Annotated in this window: 17 protein-coding genes and 1 tRNA gene; 6 read left to right on the plus strand and 12 right to left on the minus strand. The window is 69.9% G+C overall.

Annotated features, from left to right (window positions below):
• Positions 1 to 51: 51 nt before the first annotated feature.
• From pknB to AB0N78_RS13530, 7 genes are read right to left on the minus strand one after another with little or no spacing between them, the layout of a single operon-like run.
• On the minus strand, positions 52 to 2043 hold the full coding sequence (gene pknB / locus AB0N78_RS13500; protein ID WP_363391089.1) for a Stk1 family PASTA domain-containing Ser/Thr kinase: 1992 nt from the start codon (positions 2041 to 2043) through the stop codon (positions 52 to 54).
• Positions 2043 to 3380 (minus strand): serine/threonine-protein kinase, encoded by a 1338-nt coding sequence (locus AB0N78_RS13505; RefSeq protein ID WP_363391092.1) that lies wholly within the window; start codon positions 3378 to 3380, stop codon positions 2043 to 2045. The genes pknB and AB0N78_RS13505 overlap by 1 nt, the downstream gene beginning before the upstream one ends.
• Positions 3377 to 4834 carry a penicillin-binding protein 2 gene (locus AB0N78_RS13510; protein WP_363391095.1) on the minus strand — a complete coding sequence of 486 codons (1458 nt, stop codon included), beginning with the start codon at positions 4832 to 4834 and terminating at the stop codon, positions 3377 to 3379. Before AB0N78_RS13510 ends, AB0N78_RS13505 begins: the two co-directional genes overlap by 4 nt.
• Entirely contained in the window at positions 4831 to 6321 is a 1491-nt protein-coding gene (locus tag AB0N78_RS13515; RefSeq protein ID WP_363391098.1) for an FtsW/RodA/SpoVE family cell cycle protein, read from the minus strand. Before AB0N78_RS13515 ends, AB0N78_RS13510 begins: the two co-directional genes overlap by 4 nt.
• Positions 6321 to 7658, minus strand: a complete 1338-nt coding sequence (locus AB0N78_RS13520) for a Stp1/IreP family PP2C-type Ser/Thr phosphatase (protein WP_363391101.1) — start codon at positions 7656 to 7658, stop codon at positions 6321 to 6323. Before AB0N78_RS13520 ends, AB0N78_RS13515 begins: the two co-directional genes overlap by 1 nt.
• Positions 7659 to 7663: 5 nt before the next feature.
• Positions 7664 to 8161 (minus strand): FHA domain-containing protein, encoded by a 498-nt coding sequence (locus AB0N78_RS13525; protein WP_363391104.1) that lies wholly within the window; start codon positions 8159 to 8161, stop codon positions 7664 to 7666.
• A 9-nt stretch (positions 8162 to 8170) separates the two neighbouring features.
• Positions 8171 to 8881: a DUF3662 and FHA domain-containing protein gene (locus tag AB0N78_RS13530; protein WP_363391107.1), complete on the minus strand. Its 711-nt coding sequence runs from the start codon at positions 8879 to 8881 to the stop codon at positions 8171 to 8173.
• Between the two features lie 260 nt (positions 8882 to 9141).
• Here AB0N78_RS13530 and AB0N78_RS13535 point away from each other — a divergent pair.
• Positions 9142 to 9224, plus strand: a tRNA-Leu gene (locus AB0N78_RS13535).
• Between the two features lie 89 nt (positions 9225 to 9313).
• Here the strand turns inward: AB0N78_RS13535 and AB0N78_RS13540 are convergent.
• Positions 9314 to 10315 (minus strand): hemolysin family protein, encoded by a 1002-nt coding sequence (locus AB0N78_RS13540; RefSeq protein ID WP_363391110.1) that lies wholly within the window; start codon positions 10313 to 10315, stop codon positions 9314 to 9316.
• Positions 10312 to 11697: a hemolysin family protein gene (locus tag AB0N78_RS13545; protein ID WP_363391113.1), complete on the minus strand. Its 1386-nt coding sequence runs from the start codon at positions 11695 to 11697 to the stop codon at positions 10312 to 10314. The genes AB0N78_RS13540 and AB0N78_RS13545 overlap by 4 nt, the downstream gene beginning before the upstream one ends.
• A gap of 173 nt (positions 11698 to 11870) precedes the next feature.
• Here AB0N78_RS13545 and AB0N78_RS13550 point away from each other — a divergent pair, with 173 nt between their 5' ends.
• Complete coding sequence (locus AB0N78_RS13550; RefSeq protein WP_363391116.1) at positions 11871 to 13319, plus strand: amidase; 1449 nt, start codon at positions 11871 to 11873, stop codon at positions 13317 to 13319.
• A 19-nt stretch (positions 13320 to 13338) separates the two neighbouring features.
• Here AB0N78_RS13550 and AB0N78_RS13555 read toward each other — a convergent pair whose 3' ends face one another.
• From AB0N78_RS13555 to AB0N78_RS13565, 3 genes are read right to left on the minus strand one after another with little or no spacing between them, the layout of a single operon-like run.
• On the minus strand, positions 13339 to 13758 hold the full coding sequence (locus AB0N78_RS13555; RefSeq protein ID WP_363391119.1) for a PIN domain-containing protein: 420 nt from the start codon (positions 13756 to 13758) through the stop codon (positions 13339 to 13341).
• Positions 13755 to 13991: a plasmid stabilization protein gene (locus AB0N78_RS13560; protein ID WP_363391122.1), complete on the minus strand. Its 237-nt coding sequence runs from the start codon at positions 13989 to 13991 to the stop codon at positions 13755 to 13757. The genes AB0N78_RS13555 and AB0N78_RS13560 overlap by 4 nt, the downstream gene beginning before the upstream one ends.
• 29 nt (positions 13992 to 14020) lie before the next feature.
• On the minus strand, positions 14021 to 14839 hold the full coding sequence (locus tag AB0N78_RS13565) for a protein phosphatase 2C domain-containing protein (RefSeq protein WP_363391125.1): 819 nt from the start codon (positions 14837 to 14839) through the stop codon (positions 14021 to 14023).
• Between the two features lie 125 nt (positions 14840 to 14964).
• Here AB0N78_RS13565 and AB0N78_RS13570 point away from each other — a divergent pair, with 125 nt between their 5' ends.
• The 4 genes from AB0N78_RS13570 to AB0N78_RS13585 all read left to right on the plus strand — a co-directional run bounded on the left by AB0N78_RS13570 (position 14965) and on the right by AB0N78_RS13585 (position 19409).
• Positions 14965 to 16056, plus strand: a complete 1092-nt coding sequence (locus tag AB0N78_RS13570) for a LacI family DNA-binding transcriptional regulator (RefSeq protein WP_363391128.1) — start codon at positions 14965 to 14967, stop codon at positions 16054 to 16056.
• A gap of 141 nt (positions 16057 to 16197) precedes the next feature.
• Entirely contained in the window at positions 16198 to 17520 is a 1323-nt protein-coding gene (locus AB0N78_RS13575) for a sugar ABC transporter substrate-binding protein (protein WP_363391131.1), read from the plus strand.
• Between the two features lie 144 nt (positions 17521 to 17664).
• Entirely contained in the window at positions 17665 to 18519 is an 855-nt protein-coding gene (locus tag AB0N78_RS13580) for a sugar ABC transporter permease (RefSeq protein WP_363391134.1), read from the plus strand.
• Positions 18516 to 19409, plus strand: a complete 894-nt coding sequence (locus tag AB0N78_RS13585) for a carbohydrate ABC transporter permease (RefSeq protein ID WP_363391137.1) — start codon at positions 18516 to 18518, stop codon at positions 19407 to 19409. Before AB0N78_RS13580 ends, AB0N78_RS13585 begins: the two co-directional genes overlap by 4 nt.
• The last annotated feature ends 37 nt before the right edge of the window (positions 19410 to 19446 follow it).

Here is a 19446-nt window from a genome sequence, read left to right on the forward strand (position 1 = left end):
AAGGCCCCGCCACCACCCGGTGACGGGGCCCTCGTCATGCTCTGCGGTCGATCAGCCGTTGCCGCCCTGACCGCCGCCGTTGCCGTTGTCGCCACTGTTCGGCGCGCCCTCGGAGACCGTGATCGTGACTGTGCTGCCGATCTTGACCGAGCTCCCGGCCGGCGGGTTCACGGACATGACGTTGCCCTCCGGCACCGTCTCGGACTGGGCGCCCTCGGTGCGGACGGTCAGGCCCAGATCCTGGAGTGCCGACGTGGCCTGCTCGGAGTTCATCCCGACGATGCTGTCCGGGATGGTCACCGTGGTGGGCGCGCTGGCGATGGTCAGCGTGACCGTGGTGCCCTGCGGCACCGGCCCGGCCTGACGGTCCTGCCGGAGCACGGTGCCCGGTGCGGCGTCGCTGCTCTCCTCGTTCCGGATGACCGCGGTGAGCTTCAGTCCGTTCAGGGTGGCCGAGGCGTCGGCCTCCGCCTGACCGGTGAGGTCGGGCAGTTGCACGTTGCCGGAGGCGACCACCAGGGCGATCTCACTGCCGGCCTCGACCGCCTGGCCGGGGGCCGGGTCGGTACGCAGCACGCGCCCCGCGCTCTGGTCCGGGCTGTCCTCCGGGGTCACGTTCCCGACGGTGAAGCCAGCCTGTTCCAGCTGGTCGCGGGCCTGGTCCTGGGTCATGCCCGTGACGTCGGGCACCGAGGCGGTGTCCGGCCCAGTCGAGACGTACAGCGAGACGGTGGAGCCCTCGTCGACGGAGGTGCCCTCAGCGGGATCGGTCTTGGTGACCATGCCCGCGGCGACGGTAGCGGAGGTCTCTTCCACCCGCTTGACCTCGAACCCGAGGTCGGTGAGCGCAGTGGTGGCTTCCGCCTCAGCCTGACCGGTAACGGTGGGGATGGTGACCTGCGGGGTTTCCTCGGTCTGGTTGCCTTGTAGGAGCACCCAGATGATGCCTGCGACCGCGAGGACGCCCACGATGCTCAGGGTGATCCAGAGCCACTTCTTGGACGTGGTCTCCTCCTCCTCGTCCTCCTCCGGCGCACCGGTGGGCTCGAGGGCGGTGGGGGCCCAGGCGGGGGCGGCGGAGCCGGGCATGACCTGGGTGGCGTCGGCCTGCTGCGGCGACATCACCTGCGTCGCGGCACCGGCGGCCAGACCGGCGGCGGCCAGCGTGGGTGCGGACACCTGTCCACCGCGGGCAGCGGCCTCCAGGTCGGCGCGGAACTCCGCAGCGGAGGCGTAGCGGTTCTCCCGCTCCTTGGCCAGGGCCTTCGCGCAGATCCGGTCGAGCACCTCGGGCACATCGGAGGCGATGGAGCTGGGTGCCGGGGCAGTCTCCCGCACGTGCTGGTAGGCCACCGCCACCGGGGAGTCACCGATGAACGGCGGTCGCCCGGTGAGCAGCTCAAACAGCAGGCACCCGGCGGAGTACAGGTCGGAGCGGGCGTCCACGGTCTCGCCGCGGGCCTGTTCGGGGGACAGATACTGCGCGGTGCCGATCACGGCCTGGGTCTGGGTCATGGTGGCGGCGGAGTCGGCCACCGCGCGGGCGATGCCGAAGTCCATCACCTTGACCGCACCGGTCGGGGTCAGCATCACGTTCGCGGGCTTGATGTCCCGGTGCACGATCCCGGCGTGGTGCGAGTACTCCAGTGCGGACAGCACACCGGAGGTGATCTCGATGGCCTCCTCGATGGGCACCGCCTGGCCGTCGCGCAGGATGTCGCGAACGGTGTGGCCCTCGACGTACTCCATCACGATGAACGGCACATGGGAGAGTGCGCCGCTGGGCTCGGTGAAGGTGTCCTCGCCGGTGTCATAGACCGCGACGATGGCGGGGTGATTCAGCGCTGCGGCTGCCTGGGCCTCCCGACGGAACCGCGCCAGGAACGACGGGTCGCGGGCCAGGTCGGAGCGCAGGATCTTGATGGCCACGGTGCGGCCGAGCCGAGTGTCGTGCCCGATGTGCACCTCGGCCATGCCACCGCGGCCGATGAGCTCGCCGACCTCGTACCGTCCGGCGAGGATCCGGGATCCGTCGTCCACCACTAGGCGTCCTTCACTGTCGTCGTCTCGGTGATCGGGTCGAGCCCGGTCACGCGCTCGCGCATCATGTCATTGTCCCCTGCAGCCAGTTGGAGGCCCACGCTGGTCGTGCTCAGATCGTGATCGTGCGGGAAAGGTCCTGCCGAACTGATGATCCGGTCCGCGACCGCCGCGCCCAGCAACGCCACCACCAGCACCGCGAGGGCCAGCAGCGGCCAGCGGACCTGCATCCGTTGCAGTGACCGGCGTCGAGGATCGATTCGGGCGTGCGCTCGGGTGGTGGTCGGCGTCCCGGCCCGGTCCGGCACCTGCTGACCGAGCGGTCGACCGGTGCGCGGGTCGAAGGCGGGCGGCGGTGGCTCGTCGTCCGGCAGCGGATCGGGCCCCCCGACCTGACCGCGGACCCGGGTCGCGCCGGCGGCGGAGGGGCGTTGCGGGGTGCCGGTGTTGCGCGGCCTGCCACCGACCGGGATCGAGGCCGGGGGCAGCGGGGTGCTGACCGACGGGGTGCCACCGGCGGGAGTGCGGGGCACCAGGTCGTCCAGCAGGTCGGCGAGCTCCTCGGCAGTGGCCGGTCGCTCCACCGGGTCCTTGGCCAGCAACCGCATGATCAATCGGGCCAGTTCCGGGTGCACCGAGGCGGGCAGCGGCGGGACAGCCTGGTTGACGTGCGCCACGGCGATGTCGACCGCGGTCGACCCGGTGAACGGGCGCTTCCCGGCGGTGGCCTCGTAGGCGATGATCCCGAGCGCGTACATGTCGGAGGCGGCGCTGGCCGGGCCACCCACCGCCTGCTCGGGGGACAGGTACTGCGCGGTGCCCATCACCATGCCGGTAGCGGTCATCGGCACCTGGTTGTTGGCCATCGAGACGCCGAAGTCGGTCAGCTTCACCCGACCGGTGGGCGTGATCATGATGTTGCCTGGCTTCACATCCCGGTGCACCACACCCGCCTGATGGGCGGCATGCAGGGCACGGGCGGCCTGGGACAGGATCGGCAGCAGGCGCCGGGGCGGGATCACCGGTTCGCGTTCGAGCAGGTCACTCATCGGGTCGCCGACGATCAGCTCCATCGCCAGAAAGGCCGACCCCTGTTGCTCGCCATAGTCGTAGAGCGCGGCGATGCCAGGGTGGGACAGCGACCCGGCATTGCGAGCCTCGGTGCGGAACCGGGCCAGGAACCCGGGGTCCCCGGCGAACTCCTCGCGCAGCACCTTGACCGCGACATCGCGGGCCAGGGACTCGTCATGAGCCACCCAGACCTCGCCCATGCCACCGACGGCAATTCGGCTGACCAAGCGGTAGCGGCCGCCCAGCACGATCCCGGTCTCGGGTTTCACTGGTTGATCACCGCCTCCATCACCGCGCGGGCGATCGGTGCGGCCACCCGGCCACCGGTGGCCTCCGAGCCGGTGTCGCCACCGTTCAGCACGATGGCGGCAACGGCGACCTGCGGGTTGTCGGCCGGGGCGAATCCGGTGAACCACGCGTGCGGGGACTCCCCGTCCACACCGGTCTGCGCGGTGCCGGTCTTGCCAGCGACCTGCACCCCACCGATCTGTGCGGCGGTGCCCGACCCGGATTGCACCACGCTCAGCATCATGTCCGTGAGCTGCTGGGCGGTGTCGGGGGAGACAGCCTGGGAGTAGCTGCTCGGGTCGGTCTGGCTGATCACATCCAGGTCCGCGGTGCGCACGGTGTCGATCAGGTACGGCGTCATGAGCTCGCCGTCGTTAGCGATCGCGGAGGCCACCATCGCCATCTGCAGCGGGCTGGACCGCACGGACTCCTGGCCGATGGCGGACAGGGCGGTCTGTGCCACATTCGGGTCGGTCGGATAGGTGGACCGCGCCACGGTGGTCGGGATGGCCAGTGAGGCATCGTCGAAGCCGAACTTCTCCGCCTGCTCCCGGATCGCGTCGTCGCCGAGGTCGGCGCCCAATCCGGCCAGCGCGGTGTTGCAGCTGATCCGGATCGCGTCGGCCAGTGTCGTCTGATCGTTGGTACCACAGGAGCTACCACCGAAGTTCGGCAGTGTGGTGCTGGTGCCCGGCAGGGTGTAGAGCCGGGGTGCAGCGAGCATCGACTCCGGTGTGTACTTTCCGGACTCCAGTGCGGCCGCCGCTGTGACCAGCTTGAACGTCGACCCCGGCGGGTAGTTCTCCTGGACGGCCTTATTCGACAGCGGGTTGCCCTCCGCCCCGAGCAGCTCCTGGTAGGCGGCGTTGGCCGCGGCGGTGTCGTGGGTGGACAGCGTGTTCGGGTCGTAGCCCGGAGTCGAGACCATCGCCAGGATCCGACCGGTGGACGGCTCGATGGCTACCACCGCGCCCTGCTGCCCGCCGAGGGCATCGAGTGCCGCCTGCTGGGCCGCCGGGTCGATGGTCAGCTCCACCGAGGAACCCTGCGGCTGTGCACCGGTGATCAGATCCTGTACTCGCTGCCAGAACAGCGAGTCGGCCGAGCCGGTGAGCAGGTCATTCGCGGAACGTTCCAGGCCCCAGCCGCCGTTGACCACGGAGTAGAAGCCGGTCACCGAGGAGTACAGCTCCGGTTGCAGGTAGCTGCGCTGGTAGCCGTAGGGGTCGTCGACCGGGGTGGACTGGGCCACCACCTCACCACCGACGATGATCGGGCCACGCGGCTTGCCGTACTCGCGGTACAGGGTGCGCACGTTGCGCGGGTCGTTGTTCAGCGAGGACGCGCTGACGTACTGGACGTAGGTGGTCCCAACCAGCAGGACCAGGAACATCACCATCGTGATGCTGGCGAGTCGACGCAGCGCGGTATTCACCGGTCACCTCCGTCCGAGCGGCGCAGGGCCTGAGTGGGCTGGTCATCGGTGGGCTCGACCTGCTGCTGCGCCGCCAGCAGTGCGCGGGCGGGTGCCATGCCGAGGGACAGGCCACCAGCGGGGGTCGCCACCAGCTCACCGGTCAGCGCTGGAGCCGGACGGCGGGCGTCGTCGGAGATCCGCAGCAGCAGGGCCACCACGATCCAGTTGGCCAGCAACGACGATCCGCCGTAGGCCAGGAAGGGGGTGGTCAGACCGGTCAGCGGGATGATCCGGGTGATGCCACCGACCACCACAAAGCACTGGAACGCGATCACGAAGGCCAGACCGGCGGCCAGCAGCTTGCCGAAGCCGTCCCGGACGCCGATGGCGGTGCGCATGCCGCGCTGGCAGAGCACCAGGTACAGCGCCAGGATCGCCATCAGCCCGGTCAGACCGAGCTCCTCACCCAGCGACGCCACGATGAAGTCGGACTCAGCGAAGGGCACCAGATCCGGGCGACCCTGACCCCACCCCGTGCCGAAGAGTCCACCGCTGGCCAGGCCGAACAGCCCGCGGACCAGTTGGCCGGAGCCACCGGGGGAGCGGTTGAACACGTCGGAGTCCAGCGCATGCAGCCACACGTCGAAGCGTGCCGCCACGTGCCCGAAGGTCGAGGCGGCGAGCACCACCCCACCGCCGAACAGCAGCAGGCCGATGATGATCCAGCTCAGGCGCTCGGTGGCGACGTAGAGCATCGCGACGAACAGACCGAACAGCAGCAGCGAGGTGCCCAGATCCCGCTCGAAGACCAGCACCGCGATGGACGCCCCCCAGACCACCAGGATCGGACCGAGATCGCGCAACCGCGGCAGTTGCAGGCCCAGGATCTTAGGACCGGCCAGGGCCAGGGTGTCCCGGTGCGTCACCAGGTACCCGGCGAAGAAGATGGCCAGCGCGATCTTGGCCAGTTCGGCAGGCTGGAGGGAGAAGCCCAGCGCCCGGACCCAGATCTTCGCGCCGTTGATCGTCACGCCCAGGCCGGGTACCAGGGGCAGCGCCACCAGCACCAGGCCGGCGATCATCGCGGTGTAGGTGTAGCGGCGCAGGGTGCGGTGGTCACGCAGCAGCACCAGCACCACGCAGGCCAGCACCACCGAGATTGCCGACCAGGCCAGCTGCTTGGAGGCGAACATGGTGGTCAGCCCACGCGACTCCCGGGCCAGGTCGATCCGGTAGATCATCGCCAGACCGATGCCGTTCAGCGCGACCACCACCGGCACGATCACCGGGTCGGCGTAGGGCGCGCGCCAGCGGACCACCACATGCACCAGCAGTGCCAGGCCGGTCATGCCCGCGCCGTAGCCGATCACATCGGCGGGCAACTCATCCGTGGCACCGAGTCCGACCAGGGCGTAGGACGCGATGGCGATGAGCAGGGCCAGCAGCAGGAGTCCGAGTTCGGTGCCCCGCCCGGCGCGCACCGGGTGCGCCTGGACGGTGGCCATCACGCACCGCCTGTGCTGGTGCCGTCGGTGCTATCGGTGGCGCTGCGGCTGATGCTCGGCGACGGGGTGGGTGTCGGAGTCGGCTCCGGTTCGGCGTCCTCGGCCAGAGCGAGCACCCGCTCCCGAGCCTGGGCGATGGACCCGGTGTGGATGGTCTGCTCCACCCGCTGCTGCACGTAGGGCGGCAGGTCGTCGAGCGCGAGGTCGGACACCTCGACCACATCGGAGAACGTGAGCGGCCCGATGCTCTGCGGGATGCCCTGGTAGATCGCGACGTGGCCCTCGGACTCGCCGACGTAGTACTGGGTCTGCGTCCACCGGTAGAAGCCGAACCCGGCGACGACCAGGACGATCACGGCCAGCAGGCTGAGCACCCAGGCGCGCACCCGGCGGCGACGACGCAGCCGACGCTCCTGCGCCTCGTGCTCGTCGTCGGTGTCCTCGTCCTCGACCACCGGCACACCAGCGGCCGGGGTGTTGGCCTGCCGGGACAGCTCAGCGGCGCGGGCGGCCGGACCGTCCGAGGCGGCGGTGGGGGTGTTCCGGGTGGTCGCTGCCGATCCGACGACCACGGCGTTGGTGGTGGGGCCGGCACCGTCGGGCAGCTCGTCCAGCTCCAGCACGTCGGCGACCACCACGGTCACGTTGTCGCCGCCGCCGGCGCGCAGGGCCAGCTGCACCAGGCGCTCGGCGCAGGTGTCGACGTCCTCGATCTCGTGCAGAGTGCGGGCGATGGTGTCGCCGCTGACGAATCCGGACAGCCCGTCCGAGCAGAGCAGCCACCGGTCACCGGCGCGTGCCTCCCGCACCGACAGGTCCGGGGCGATGTCCGAGTCGAAGTCGCCGAGCACCCGCATCACCACCGAGCGCTGCGGGTGGTGTTCGGCCTCCTCCGCGGTGATCTTGCCGGTGTTCACCAGGTGTTGGACGAAGGTGTGGTCGCTGGTGACCTGGGTCAGCACCCCGTCGCGCAGCAGGTAGCCGCGCGAGTCGCCCAGGTGCACCATCGCCAGCTTGTTGCCGGAGCGCAGGATGGCGGTCACCGTGGTGCCCATCCCGGCCAGCTCCGGGTGCTCCTGAGACAGCGAGATGATCTCGTCCCGGGCACCGTCGAGTGCCCGCTCCAGCTCGTCCAGGGCGTCATCCGGCCCGTGCGACTCGCCGTCCAGCGGTGCCAGCGCGGCGATCGCCACCGACGAGGCCACATCGCCACCGGCGTGCCCGCCCATCCCGTCGGCCACCACCAACAGATGCGGACCGGCGTAGGCGGAGTCCTGGTTGTTGGACCGGACCAGGCCCACGTCGGACCGGGCGGCGTACCGCAATGCGATGGTCACCGGCGTTACCCCTGCAGCTCGATCACGCTCTGGCCGATCCGGATCGGCGTGCCTGGGCGGACCTCGACGGTGCCGGAGACCTTGCGGTCGTCGACGAACGTGCCGTTGGTGGAGCCCATGTCCTCGACGTACCAGCGCTGGTCCTGTTGGAAGATCCGCGCGTGCTGGGAGGAGGAGTAGTCGTCGTCCAACACCAGCGTGCACGAGGGTGCCCGGCCGATCAGCACCGCCGAGTTGCCCAGCGGGAGTGTGGTGCCGCGCAGCGGGCCCTCGGTCACCACCAGACGGGTGGGATCGGAGCGGCGGGCGCGGGGTTTGGCAGCCGGTGCGGCCGGAGCCGGATGCGTCGGCGCGGCGGCGGCCTGGGCGGCGGCTCCGCGTCGACGGTTGGTGATCCGTGTGCCGTAGAGGTCACGGCGCAGCACACCGATCGCGGAGAGCACCAGTGCCCACAACAGGACCAGGTACCCCAGCCGCAGCAGGGTGACCGTCAGCTCACTCATGACTGCCGTTCACTCGTCGCCTTCGCCGTCGCCGTCTCCGGTCCAGAACATGATCCGGGTCCGGCCGATGGTCAGCGTGTTGCCGTCGAGCAGGGTCGCGGCCGGAACCTGGTGGCCCTCCACATACAGCCCGTTGGTCGATCCCAGGTCGGCGGCGACCACGCCCTGCGGAGTCACCCGGATCTCCAGGTGCCGGCGGGAGACCCCGGGGTCGTCGACGACGATGTCCGCCTCCGAGCCACGACCGATCACCGTGACCGGACCGGTGAGTAGGTAGCGCTGGCCATCGATGTCGATCAGCGGGTGTCGCGGGCTGGGTGCGGCGGCAGTGGCCGGAGCGGCCGCACCGCGCACGGTGGCCGACTTCACCCGGAACCGCCCGGTCTCCAGGTCCTCGTACTCGTGGAAGGCCACGGTCACCGGCCCGACGAAGGCGTAGCGCTGACCGGTGGCATGGTCGGTGACATTCGCCGCCAGCTCGTCCGCCAGCGCCTCCGCGCCCCACGCCTCGACCTGGTCGTAGTCGCCGGGGGACAGCTCGATGATGAACTCGTTCGGCACCACCGTGCGGTCCCGGCCCACGACGGCGGCGCGGTCGTCGACCTCGCGGCGCAGCGCACTGGCCAGCTCCACCGGCTTCACCTCGCTGCGGAACGCCTTGGCGAAGGCCGTGTTCACGACGCGCTCGACCCCGTGTTCGAACCGGTCGAGGATGCCCATGTCCACCACCTCTCTCGCCGAGCACGGCTGGTCGTCCGGTCAGGTCGCACGCCGGATCAGCGGCGACAGTCTCGGTAGATGGTAGCGACGCGGGGCTGCGGTTCGCGTCACAGACGCGACGGCGCGCGGGCGGGGATCGCGGCGGTGCTGTGTCCGACTGTGTGCAGACCGTGCCGTTCCGGTCTGTGGTGAGTCGGGTCATATGCGGTGTACGAGCGGATGTGCAGGCAGACCGGCGGATCGTGTTACTGTTCTCCAGCGCGCGAGTGGCGGAACGGCAGACGCGCTGGCTTCAGGTGCCAGTGTCCGAAAGGGCGTGGGGGTTCAAATCCCCCCTCGCGCACCCCGACAGAAGGCCCCGTCCGGATCAGATCCGGACGGGGCCTTCTGCTGTCGGCGGCCCGACCGGAGAGGTCGGGCCGCCGCCCTGTCTCAGGCGCTCGCGGGTGCCTGCTCCGCCGTGGGGGCCACGGGGAACAACCGGGCGAGCACATCCGCCAGCGTCACCACGCCCCGGCCCTCCACCAACGCCAGGTGCTGACGGCCCTCCCGCATCCGGGTCAGGGCATCCGCCACCGGGGTGTCGGCGGGCAGCCGCAGCACCGGACGGACCAGCGGGGCCACCGGTGCGTCGTCCGGGTGCGCGAGGGTGTCGCGGACATGCACCACCCCCTGGTCACCGACCAGGACCCGCAGATGCCCGGAGGTGCGGGTGGCACTGCGGACATCCGCCATCGTGGCGGCCGGGTCGACCGCGGTGGGGGTGCCGCCACGCACCAGGTCGCCGACGGTGAGGTGCTGGAGCTCCAGCGCACCGGTGATCTGTGCCGAGTAGACCGTGTCCAGGGCCCCGACATTCGCCGAGTGCTCCACCAGGTGCCTTAGGTCATCCGGGTTCTGGCCGGTGGCGACCTGATCGGCTGGTTGGACACCCACCCGGCGCAGACACCAGTTCGCTGCCTCGTTCAGCGCCCGCAGCAGCGGCCGGGTCAGCCACATGAACGCCCGCATCGGGGTGGCCAGCATGATCGCCGAGGTCTCCGGGTGCGCGATCGCCCAGGACTTGGGCGCCATCTCTCCGACCACCAGGTGCAGGAAGGTGACGATGATCAGCGCCAGCACGAATCCGACGACATCCGCTAGCCAGAGCGCCACACCCCAGCTCTCGAACACCGGGGTCAGCCAGTGATGCACGGCGGGTTTGGTGATCGCACCCAGGGCCAGGGTGCAGGCGGTGATCCCGAGCTGGGACCCGGCCAGCAGGACGGTCAGCTCGGTGGATGAGCGCAGTGCGGCCCGGGCGGAACGGCTGCTCGGGGCGGCCTCCTCCAGGCGGTAACGCTTGGCGGCCAGCGCGGCGAACTCCACCGCGACAAAGAACGCCGACAGCGCGATCAGCGCCACGGTCAGGATGACGACGGTCAGGGCGCTCATCGGGTCGCCTCCCACTGGGTGCGCTCAGCATCGGACGGCGGTGGATCGGCGGGCACGGTGACCCGGACCCGGGCGGGCACATGCCGCTCGATCTCCAGCACCTCCACCCGCATCCACACCGGGTCGGGCTCCTCGGCCAGGGCCAGGTCACCGGGATCACCGGGCAGCAGGACGACGACGCTGGTGCCGACCTCGGGCAGCGACCCGTGTTCGGCGATCAGCAGACCGCCGATGGTCTCGTGGTCGCCGGACGGCAGGTCACGGCCGATGGCACGCTCCACCTCGTCCACGTGGATGTCGCCGGACATGATCCAGGACCCGTCGTCATCCACCGGGGGCGCGAGGGTCTCCGGGTCGTGCTCGTCGGTGATCTCCCCGACCAACTCCTCGGCCAGATCCTCAAAGGTGAGCACCCCGGCCAGTCCGCCGTACTCGTCCAGCACGCACGCCAGCTGGTTGCGACCGGCGGCCAGGGTGCGCAGCGCGTCGGGCAGGGACATCGAGGTCGGGATCAGCTCCGGTCGGCGCATGATCCGTTCCACCGGCTCGTTGGGATCGGTGGCGACCAGCACGTCCTGGAGGTGGACCACGCCGATCACCTCGTCCTGCTCGGTCAGCACCGGGTAGCGGGAGTGCCCGTCGCTCATCTCCGCACGGATCTGCGACAGCGGGGTGCCCACCCGGACGGTGCCGACCCGACTGCGGGGGATCATCGCGTGCTCCACGTCCTGCTCCGGGAAGTCGAGGATGCGGTCCAGCAGCACGGACAGCTCGCGGGGCAGGTCACCGCTGCGCGCGGACTCCTCCACGATGTGCTCCAGGTCGCGGGCGGTGGCGGAGTGTTCGACGTCGTGCACCGGCTCGATCCGCAGCAGGCGCAGCAGGGCGTTGGACGCGGAATCGAAGACCGTGATCAGCCAGCCGAAGACGGTCAGGTAGGCGGTGGTCGACCTGGCCAGCTTGACGGCGACCGGCTCCGGGCGGGCGATCGCCAGGTTCTTGGGGAACAGCTCCCCGAACAGCATCTGGATCAGGGTGGACAGCAGCAGCGCAAGCACGGTGCCGACTGCGATGCCGACCCCGGTGGGCACACCGACCCCGCCCAGCGCCTCACCGAGCGCGCCGCCGATCATCGGCTCGGCGACGTAGCCGACCAGCAGACCGGTGACTGTGATGCCCAGCTGGGCGCCGGAGAGCATGAACGAGGTCCGTCGGGTCACCGACAGTGCCCGACGTGCCCCGGCGTCACCGTCGGCGGCGCGGGCGTTCAACCGTGACCGGTCGACCGCCATGTACGCGAACTCCTGCGCCACGAAGTACCCCGTGACACCAGTGATCGCCAGCACGACCAGGAGGCCGAGCAGCAAGGACAGCACCCACATCAGATCTCACCCCCCGTCACCGGCTCGCCCCAGCGCGGGGGGTGGCTACTCGGGGGGTGACTACTGTCGCCGTCCATCTCTCTCCTGATCGAGGTACTTCGGTCGGCGGCTACAACGCGTGGTGCGGGCAGGCAGTTCCCAGCGGCCTGACCCGCCGGCCTACCGTGGAGGACATGGCCGCCTTGCATGAGCACACCGCCGTCCACCTCGTCGCCGAGCTGCGGGCGGGCGACCTGGACCCGACCGAGCTGACGGAGCACTTTCTGGCCCGGATCGATGCGCTGAACGACCGGGTCGGGGCGATGGCGACGGTCACCCCGGATCTGGCCCGGGAGCGTGCCGCCTCCCTCGGTGCGCCGGAGGGGGTGCTGTGGGGCCTGCCCACCGCGGACAAGGACCTGTCCAACCGGGCCGGGGTGCCCACCGGGTACGGGTCACGGGCCTTCACTGGATTCGTGCCGGAGACCTCGGACGACATCGTGCGGGTGCTGGACGCGTCGGGGATCGTGTCGCTGGGCAAGACCGCGGCACCGGAGCTCGGCTTCCCGTCCTACACCGAGACCCTGGTCGGACCGCCCGCGCGCAATCCGTGGGATCTGACCCGGGGCGCTGGGGGATCGAGCGGAGGTGCGGCCGCGGCAGTGGCCAGCGGGATGCTGCCCGTCGCGCCCGGCTCGGACGGTGGCGGGTCGATCCGGATCCCCGCCGCGGCATGCGGACTGGTCGGACTGAAGACCACCCGGGGGCTGCTGCCCGCGGGTGGCGGGGTGGAGTCACTGGGTGGCCTGGTCACGCACGGCCCGATCGCCCGGACCACCGCGGACGCCGCCCTGCTGCTGGAGGGGATGCTGCCCCGCGACCCGGGCGGCGCGGTGCCGCACCCGCGCACCCTGCGGACGGCGGCGGGTCCGGCGGGCTCGTACCTCGCGGCGACGCAGCACCCGGAGGGTCCACGACTGCGGATCGGGGTCAGCACCTTCAGTGCGTGGGAGGGTGCCTACGACATCCGCCTGGGTGACGAGGCCCGCGCCGCTCTGGACCTGGCGGCGGACACCCTCACCGACCTGGGGCACCAGGTGGTCGACGTCGGACACTGGGAACCGGACCCGGCCTACGCACCCGCGTTCCGGACCCTGTGGATGGCTGGCGCGTCAGCGGTGCCGCTGGACGACCCGGCGGCGCTGGACCTGCTGGAACCGTTGACCCGCTGGCTGATCGGCGTCGGACGACAGGTGCCCGCCCGGCAGGTGGTGGAGGCGGTGACGGCGCTCGCGGGCTTCGAGCGGACCATGGTCGAGCGGGTGTCGGCGTACGACGCGGTGCTGCTGCCCGGGATGGCAATGACTCCGCGTCCGATCGGCTGGTACGACGCCGAGGACCCCGAGCGGAACTTCGCGCAGCAGTGCGAGTACACGCCGTACACCTCGATGATCAACGTCGCCGGACTGCCCGCCCTGGCGGCTCCGGTGTATTGGACGTCACCGACTGCGGACGCACCGGGTGGGCTGCCGATGGGAGTGCAGCTGGTGGGTCAGCCCGGGGGAGAGCGGACGCTGCTCAGGTTGTCGGCGGAGCTGGAGGACGTGCTGCGGTGGGGGGAGCGGCGGGCACCGGTGTGGTGAGCCCTCGGGCGCTGATGCGCTAGTCCCCGACGCTCCACGGGTCGATCAGTGTCACGCCGAGGCCCGCGAAGTCGCGGGTGTTCCGGGTAGCCAGCGGGGCTCCGAGCTGGGCGGCGTGGGCCGCGATCTGACCGTCCTGAGCGGAGGGTTCATGTCCGGCATGTCGTGCTGCGGCGCGCAGTCGGGCGTGGGCGGCCGCCACCGCGCCGTCGTAGCTCAGGAGTCGGTCGCCGAGACCGGAGATGATCGCGTCGACCTGCGCGATGAGTCGTTCCTGACGTCGTCCGGCTGCCAGCAGTGCGGCACCGAACTGGAGCTCGTGTGCGACCAGGGCCGGCATCACGAGGTCGGTGGCGTGCTGCTGGATCCAGGCGATCACGCCGGGGTCGGGGGTCGGTCGCAGCGGTTCGGACCAGACGTTGGTGTCGACGACGATCATGGGAAGTCGACCGGACGTGCCGCGGAGCGATCGACCTCCGGGAGCTCGATCCCGCCCTCGGTCTCCCGCAGTTCGGCGCTGTCCTCCAGCCAGGTGAGGACAGGGTCGACGCGGACGGCGGAGGACAGGATCTCCCGCGCCTCCGCCTCGAGTGAGCGCTGATGGCGTTCGGCGCGTCGTCGGAGCGCCTCTTTGGTGTCGTCCGACAGGTTCCGGACCAGTAGCTGAGCCATGGATCACCTCCGTGATATCAAGGATGATATCACCGCGACAGATCGACCACAGCTCCCAAGTCGTCCCCCGCCGCCGCCCCCAAGAACCGGTACGGCCGCGCCCCCTGCGTCTCCCCGGTGTCGAGTGCCACATCGGCCACCACCAGACTGATGTTGTCCCGCGAATCGGCGGCCAGCGCGGCGGCGAGCAGTGCGTCGGCGGCGTCCTCGCGGTCGGGGGTGGCGGTCAGGATGCCGATGATGCGCTCCTCCTCGACGTAGTCGGTGAGGCCGTCGGAGGTGACCAGCCAGCGGTCGCCGGACTGGACGGGCACCTCCATCACCGGCAGGTCGGTGGTGTCCTCGCTGCGACCGGACAGGGAGCGCAGGATGACGTTGCGCAGCGGGTGAGTCCGGGCGTCGGCAGGATCGACCGCGCCGGAGTCGACGAGCATCTGGACGTAGGAGTCGTCCCGGGTGACCCGGTATCCGACGCCGTCGCGGACCAGGTAGGCGCGGGAGTCGCCGAGGTGTCCGACTCGGACGGAGTCCTCGCCGCAGAACAGGGCGGTGACGGTGGTGGCCATCCCCTCCAGCTCCGGTTCGCGGCGGATGCGGTGGCCGATCTCCGCATTGGCGGTGGCGATCAGCTCGGCGATGTTCTCCGCGGTGAAGGTGCGTGCCGGGCGGGTCGCCAGGGTGGACATCACGCGGTGGGTGAAGGTCCAGGAGGCGATGTCGCCCCCGACGTTGCCGCCGACCCCGTCCGCGACCAGGGCGTAGTCGACGCTGGCCCCGACGGAGTCCTGGTTGCCGCTGCGATGCGGTCCGGTCTCGGAGCGGAGGGCGACGTCGAGGGTGACCGGCATGGGTTGATCGTGCGGGGGTGGGCCAGGTGGAGGCAAGTGGCCTCGAGTCGAGAACCGGCGTTCCGGACGATTCAGATGATCGATTCGGATCACCTGATCACGGTTCGCGTCGTAGCCTCGGGGTCATGCTGGAAAGTGAGCGCAAGTCGGCCCTGCTGCGGGAGATCCGACTCCGGGGGGCGGTGCGCACCCAGGATGTGGCCCAGCGATTGGGTGTCTCACCGGTGACGGTGCGCCGCGATCTGCGCGAACTCGCCGACGAGGGCGCGGTGATCAAGGTGCACGGCGGTGCGACCGCGGCACCGGCCCCACACTCCCCGCATCATCCGACCCGCCGGGATGACCCCTCCGCGGTGCTCGGCGTGCTGCTGCCCTCGGCGGACTACTACTACGCCAAGACGGTCCGAGGTGCGCAGGAGGTGGCCGCCCGCCAGGGGGTTCGTCTGGTGTTGGCGGTCTCCCGTAACGACCCGGAGTCCGAGCCGGCGTTGATTGAGCGGTTCGTCGACATCGGGGTGGATGCGCTGCTGGTGGCTCCTGCCGCGCCCGCGGGTGCGCCGGAGGGGGCGGCGACCTGGCACCGGCTGGGGGAGCTGCCGGTGCCGGTGGTGGTGGTTGAACGCGAGTCCTGGCTGGTGCCGGAGACTCTGGCGCATGACGCGGTGTTCAGCGATCACCGGCACGGGGTGCAGTTGGCCCTCGCGCATCTGGCGGAGCTGGGACACCGCCGGGTGGTGCTGGCATTGGACACCCACACCGCACCGAGTCTGCGCATCGGCGAGGCGTTCGACCAGGTGGCTGAGTCGCTCGGGTTGGTGACCGGCCTGCCGCGGGTCGGGCTGCCCCGGGCGGCGGCGGACTCCGAGGCGGTGCATCAGGCCGTGCACGAGCTGGTGCGGGTGTGTCGGGAGGCGGAGGCCACCGCGGTGCTGGTGCACCCGGATCACTACGCGATCACGTTGACCGAGCTGGCCCCGCGCCTGGGGCTGTCGATCCCGGAGCAGCTGTCCGTGATCGCCTACGACGATGAGCAGGCGGGGTTGGCGCAGCCGGAGTTGACCGCGGTGGCACCGGCCAAGGCGGAGCTCGGTCGTACTGCGGTGATGTTGGCGATGACCAGGCTGTCCGCCCCACTGATGGAGCCCTCGACCACTCGTCGTGTGGCGTTGCTGCCGACTCTCACAGTGCGTAAATCGACCATATCGCCGGTGGGATGATTTCGGTCCGTTGTGGCCGACCTGTGACCGATCAGATCGATTCGGATCGTTTGTGCACGGAAAACTTTCTTTATGAGGGCTGTCCGTGCTTCGGTGTGCGCAAACGCCCGGACGTCCCGGGCCATGACACGAGGGAGTGGCATGAAGCGCAATCGGCGGGTGGCTGCGGCAGCAACGGTGTTCGCGGTCGGACTCGGCCTGGTCGGCTGCTCGAGCGACTCGAGCACTGACGACAGCACCACTGCGGCCTCCACGGGCGGCAGCGGCGAACCGGTGGAGATCACCTTCTGGTCCTGGTTGCCCGGATTCGCGGACGTGGTCACCGCGTTCAACGAGTCCCAGGACGACATCGAGGTCACCTTTGAGGAGACCGCATCCGGCGGCGCGGGCGGATACGCCCAGCTGTCCGCGGCGCTCGAGGCGGGCAATGCCCCGGACGTGGCGACCATCGAGTACCCGTCCCTGCCGGGCTACGCCGCTGCGGGCGACCTGACCGCGATCGACTCCGTGCTGGACGGCGACGTCCTGGAGCCGTACTCCGACGGACTCGAGTCGCTGGTCACCCTCGGCGACAGCGTGTGGGCACTGCCCTACGACGCGCCGATCCAGGTGTACTACTACCGGACCGACCTGTTCGAGCAGGCCGGCATCGAGGCTCCGACCACCTGGGACGAGTTCGAGGCCGCGGCCCGGACCTACAAGGAGACCTTCCCGGACGGGTACATCGCCTCATTCTTCCCGAACGAGCCGCTGCTGATGTCCGCGATGGCCTGGCAGAACGGTGCGAGCTGGTTCGACACCGCTGACGACAGCTGGACCATCTCCATCGACGACGACGCCACCACCGAGGTCGGTGACTACTGGCAGCGTCTGATCGACGAGGACCTGATCAAGGTCGAGCAGGCCTACTCCGACGAGTGGGCGAACTCGCTGTCCACCGGCACCGTCTCCGGCACGCTCGGCGCGAACTGGCTGGCCACGTCGGTCATCTCCCGCACCGAGGGCCAGGAGGGCAGCTGGGCCGTGGCCCCGATCCCGACCCCGGACGGCGAGCCTGCCTCCGGCATGTGGGGTGGCTCGACCTTCGCGGTGACCAAGGACGCCGAGAACGCCGAGGCCGCCGCGACCTTCGCGCAGTGGCTGACCACCAGCGAGGAGGCAGTCGCCGCCCGTGGTTCGGTGGGTGCCGCTGTGCTGGCCGACCCGGAGCTGACCAAGGTCGCTGCTGAGGCCTTCGACGCCAGCCACTTCGGTGGACAGGACGTCTACGAGGTCTTCGACGCCGCCTCCGAGTCGATCGTCCCGGGCTGGACCTGGGGCCCGACCATGACCGGCCTGGTCACCCAGATGCAGGACGACCTGGGCAAGGTCACCAGCGGATCGACCGTCAACGACGCCTTCGCCTCCGCGCAGAGCAAGGCCGTCAGCGAGGCCGAGTCGCTCGGCCTGTCGGTCTCGAAGTAACGGCAGGGCATTCACATGGTCACCTCCCGCGAGGCGAAGGCCACGCGCGAGTCGACCACCACCGTGGCTGCGCCGACGAGGGCATCTCGTCGGCGCAGCCCGGGGGGCTCCCGACGCGTTCGGGGGCAGGGTCGACTGGCGGCGATGCTGATCTCGCCGTTCATCGTGCTGTTCGCGCTGTCCTACCTGGCGCCGCTGATCTACGCGGCCTGGCTGTCGCTGCACTCCGAGCAGCGCTCCGGGCTCGGATTCGGCGGTGGCGAGACGATCTTCGTGGGACTGGGCAACTACTCCACTGTCCTGACCGACCCCGCGTTCCTCAGCAGCTTCCGCACCCTGGCGATGTACTTCATCGTCTACGTGCCGCTGATGACGATCGCGGCCCTGTGCGCCGCCCTCCTGTTGGACGCGGCCACCGCCAAGCTGCGTCGGATGTTCCAGCTGCTGATCTTCCTGCCGCACGCGGTGCCCGGCATCATCGCGGCGCTGATCTGGGGCTACCTGTACACCCCGTCGGTGTCGCCGCTGGTGCGGACACTGGCCGACGGTGGCATCTCCATCAACTTCCTGTCCACCGAATGGGTCCTGCCGTCGATCATCAACATCGCGGTGTGGGAGTGGACCGGTTACAACATGATCATCCTGTTCACCGCCTTGCAGGCCGTGAACCGCGAGTTGATCGAGGCAGCCCGGATCGACGGCGCTTCCGGTTGGCGGATCGCCTGGTCGGTGAAGGCCCCGATCGTGCGTCCGGCCTACGCCGTGATCCTGCTGTTCACGGTGATCGGCAGTCTGCAGCTGTTCTCCGAACCGCTGGTGCTCCGGCAGATGAGCACGGCGGTCAACTCGACCTTCGTCCCCAACATGTGGGCCTACAACGCGGCCTTCAGTCGGGACAACCTCGGTGAGGCCACCGCTGCCGCGCTGATCCTCGCGCTACTGGCGGCCGGACTGTCGCTGGTGGTCACCCGTTGGAGCAACAGGAGTAGCGAGAAATGAGCGCCGCCGTCGTCGACACCCCGCTCCCGCAGCGCAAGACCCGTCGCAGCAAGGGCTACATCGGCTCGCTGTTCGGCGTGAACGGGCTGCTGGTCCTGACCACCTGCTACATGGTCTTCCCGCTGCTGTGGCTGGTGACCTCCTCGATGAAGTCGCTCGGTGCGCTGTACCGCGCCGACGGCATCCCGTGGAGTGACATCCGGCTCTGGGAGAACATCCAGACCGTCATTCAAGCCAACGACGGGATCTACCTGCGCTGGCTGGGCAACTCGATCCTGTACGCCGGGGTCGGTGCGGTGGTCGGTGGACTGATCGCCTTGCTGGCCGGCTACGCCTTCGACAAGTTCCAGTTCCGCGGCAAGAGCCTGTGGTACTCCACGGTGCTGGCCGGTGTGTTGATCCCGGCCACCGCCACCGCGATCCCGCTCTACCTGTTGGCATCGGCGGTGAACCTCACCAACACGATGTGGGCGGTGATGATCCCGTTCCTGACCAACCCGTTCGGCGTGTACCTGGCCCGCACGTTCTCCCAGGGGTACGTGCCGGACTCGGTGGTCGAGGCGGCGCGGATCGACGGTGCCGGTGAGCTGCAGATCTTCCGGCGGGTGGCCCTGCCGATGATGGCGCCGGGCTACGTGACGATCGTGCTCTTCCAGTTTGTCGGGATCTGGAACAACTTCATGCTCCCGCTGATGATGTTCAGCAACTCCCGGCTCTACCCGGTGTCGCTGGGCCTCTACAACTGGAACGCCCAGACGACGTCCTTCCCGGAGTACTACCCGATGGTGCTCGCCGGGTCGCTGCTGTCGATCATCCCGCTCTTGGTCGCGTTCATCTTCTTGCAGCGCTTCTGGCGTGCCGGTCTGACCGCCGGCTCCGTCAAGGCCTGATCCCCTTCCCCTTTCTTCTTTCTTCACGTCTCTCCCG

This window comes from Cellulomonas sp. NPDC089187 (assembly GCF_040685135.1).
In the GTDB taxonomy this organism is placed as follows: domain Bacteria; phylum Actinomycetota; class Actinomycetes; order Actinomycetales; family Cellulomonadaceae; genus Cellulomonas.

Bases quoted from the DNA above. Each gene is read 5' to 3' on its own strand.
- AB0N78_RS13515 (WP_363391098.1), bottom strand. From the start codon at position 6,321: ATGGCCACCGTCCAGGCGCACCCGGTGCGCGCCGGGCGGGGCACCGAA.
- AB0N78_RS13525 (WP_363391104.1), bottom strand. From the start codon at position 8,161: ATGAGTGAGCTGACGGTCACCCTGCTGCGGCTGGGGTACCTGGTCCTG.
- AB0N78_RS13530 (WP_363391107.1), bottom strand. From the start codon at position 8,881: ATGGGCATCCTCGACCGGTTCGAACACGGGGTCGAGCGCGTCGTGAAC.
- AB0N78_RS13540 (WP_363391110.1), bottom strand. From the start codon at position 10,315: ATGAGCGCCCTGACCGTCGTCATCCTGACCGTGGCGCTGATCGCGCTG.
- AB0N78_RS13545 (WP_363391113.1), bottom strand. From the start codon at position 11,697: ATGTGGGTGCTGTCCTTGCTGCTCGGCCTCCTGGTCGTGCTGGCGATC.
- AB0N78_RS13550 (WP_363391116.1), top strand. From the start codon at position 11,871: ATGGCCGCCTTGCATGAGCACACCGCCGTCCACCTCGTCGCCGAGCTG.
- AB0N78_RS13555 (WP_363391119.1), bottom strand. From the start codon at position 13,758: ATGATCGTCGTCGACACCAACGTCTGGTCCGAACCGCTGCGACCGACC.
- AB0N78_RS13560 (WP_363391122.1), bottom strand. From the start codon at position 13,991: ATGGCTCAGCTACTGGTCCGGAACCTGTCGGACGACACCAAAGAGGCG.
- AB0N78_RS13565 (WP_363391125.1), bottom strand. From the start codon at position 14,839: ATGCCGGTCACCCTCGACGTCGCCCTCCGCTCCGAGACCGGACCGCAT.
- AB0N78_RS13570 (WP_363391128.1), top strand. From the start codon at position 14,965: ATGCTGGAAAGTGAGCGCAAGTCGGCCCTGCTGCGGGAGATCCGACTC.
- AB0N78_RS13575 (WP_363391131.1), top strand. From the start codon at position 16,198: ATGAAGCGCAATCGGCGGGTGGCTGCGGCAGCAACGGTGTTCGCGGTC.
- AB0N78_RS13580 (WP_363391134.1), top strand. From the start codon at position 17,665: ATGCTGATCTCGCCGTTCATCGTGCTGTTCGCGCTGTCCTACCTGGCG.
- AB0N78_RS13585 (WP_363391137.1), top strand. From the start codon at position 18,516: ATGAGCGCCGCCGTCGTCGACACCCCGCTCCCGCAGCGCAAGACCCGT.